Source organism: Clostridium sp. CAG:43 (assembly GCF_000434655.1).
Classification (GTDB): Bacteria; Bacillota; Clostridia; order Lachnospirales; family Lachnospiraceae; genus Otoolea; species Otoolea fessa.
Genome location: NZ_FR895102.1, coordinates 4815 through 6576, shown reverse-complemented (window position 1 = coordinate 6576; position 1762 = coordinate 4815). Strand labels below are relative to the sequence as shown.

The window sequence follows — 1762 nt, the reverse complement described above, 5'->3', positions numbered from 1 at the left end:
GGCAGGCAGAAAAAGAGCGGCACACATTTCTGCATACCGCCCAAACCAGCGACTGTCCACACGTACACAAGCAGTCACCCTGAATTGATTCATTTTAATTTTTAGTAGAACAATCTGTTTACCGCACTGAAGATACCGCGGATCGATGCTCTCGTAATGTTGGAGCTGATGCCGACACCGTAGGTTGCCCGGCCGCTCTTTACATCCATCAGGTGGATGTAGGAAGCTGCCTGTGCGCCGGAACCGGAACGAAGTGCATGCTCGTTGTAGTCCAGAACACGGATCTCAATGCCAAGTGCCTCCTCGATCGCTCTCTGTACCGCATCGATCGGTCCGTTACCTACGCCCTCAACGGTACGCTCGGTGTCATGATCGGTAAAGGTAAGAATTGCAACGGTTGCGAATGCGCCTCCCTCGTACTCCTTGTCTGTGATCTGGCATTTTTTGAAGTGCATCGGCTCTTTTCTGTCCAGATAGTTTGCACGGAACTCGTCCATGATCTGCTCCGGAGCTACCTCGCCCTGCTTTTCTGCAATCTTCTGGATAATGTCAGCAAACTCTTTGTGCATTCCCTTCGGAAGACGGAATCCGTAGAAGGAATCCATAACAAAGGCTACGCCGCCCTTGCCGGACTGGCTGTTGATGCGGACAACCGGCTCGTACTCGCGTCCGATATCGCTCGGATCGATCGGCAGGTACGGAACCTCCCAGATGCCATCGGTTCTCTTCTGAAGCGCCTGCATACCCTTGCTGATCGCATCCTGATGGGAACCGGAAAATGCGGTAAATACCAGCTTGCCTGCATACGGATGTCTCGGATCAACGGTCATCTTTGTGCAGCGCTCGCAAACCTCGGTGATCTCCTTTACATTTTCCAGATTCAACTCCGGGTTGATACCCTGCGAGAACATATTGTAAGCGATATTTAATATGTCGATATTACCAGTACGCTCGCCGTTTCCAAGCAGTGTACCCTCGACACGGTCTGCACCTGCCAAGAGAGCCAGCTCGGTCGCTGCAATGCCGGTACCACGGTCATTGTGCGGATGGATACTTAAAATAATGCTGTCACGGTTCTTAAAATGCTTGTTCATCCACTCGATCTGGTCTGCGTATACGTTCGGAGTCGTCATCTCAACCGTTGCCGGAAGGTTGATGATGATCTTATTGTCCGGGGTTGCGCCCCACTCTTCCTGTACAGCGGTGCAGATATCCAGTGCAAAATCAAGCTCGGTTCCGGTAAAGCTCTCCGGAGAGTACTCAAGGATTACTTTTCCGTCGTAATCTTTCATATATTTCTTTACCATGCGGGTACCATCGATCGCGATCTGCTTTACTTCCTCGCGCTCTGCATGGAATACAACCTCACGCTGTAAGGTAGAAGTCGAATTGTAAATATGTACGATCGCCTTCGGAATACCCTGGATGGCATCGAAGGTTCTCTTGATCAGGTGCTCGCGGCACTGGGTCAGAACCTGTACAACTACGTCGTCCGGGATAAGCTTGCGTTCTACTAACTGGCGCAGGAAATCGTACTCGATCTGGGAAGCTGCCGGGAAGCCAATCTCGATCTCTTTAAATCCAAGTTTTACCAGGAGGTTGAACATCTCGATCTTCTCCTCTACGACCATCGGCTCAACCAGTGCCTGGTTGCCGTCGCGCAGGTCAACGCTGCACCAGATCGGCGCTTTCTCAATCTCTTTATTCGGCCACTCACGCTCCGGGTAATCTACCACCGGAACTCTCTTATATTTCTTGTAAT

At 51.1% G+C, this 1762-nt stretch carries 1 protein-coding gene; it reads right to left on the bottom strand.

All coding sequences use genetic code 11. From position 1 onward, the window contains the following. Positions 1 to 101: 101 nt before the first annotated feature. On the bottom strand, positions 102 to 1762 hold a 1661-nt coding region (gene leuA, locus QVO97_RS09180; protein WP_288189521.1), incomplete at its 5' end, for a 2-isopropylmalate synthase.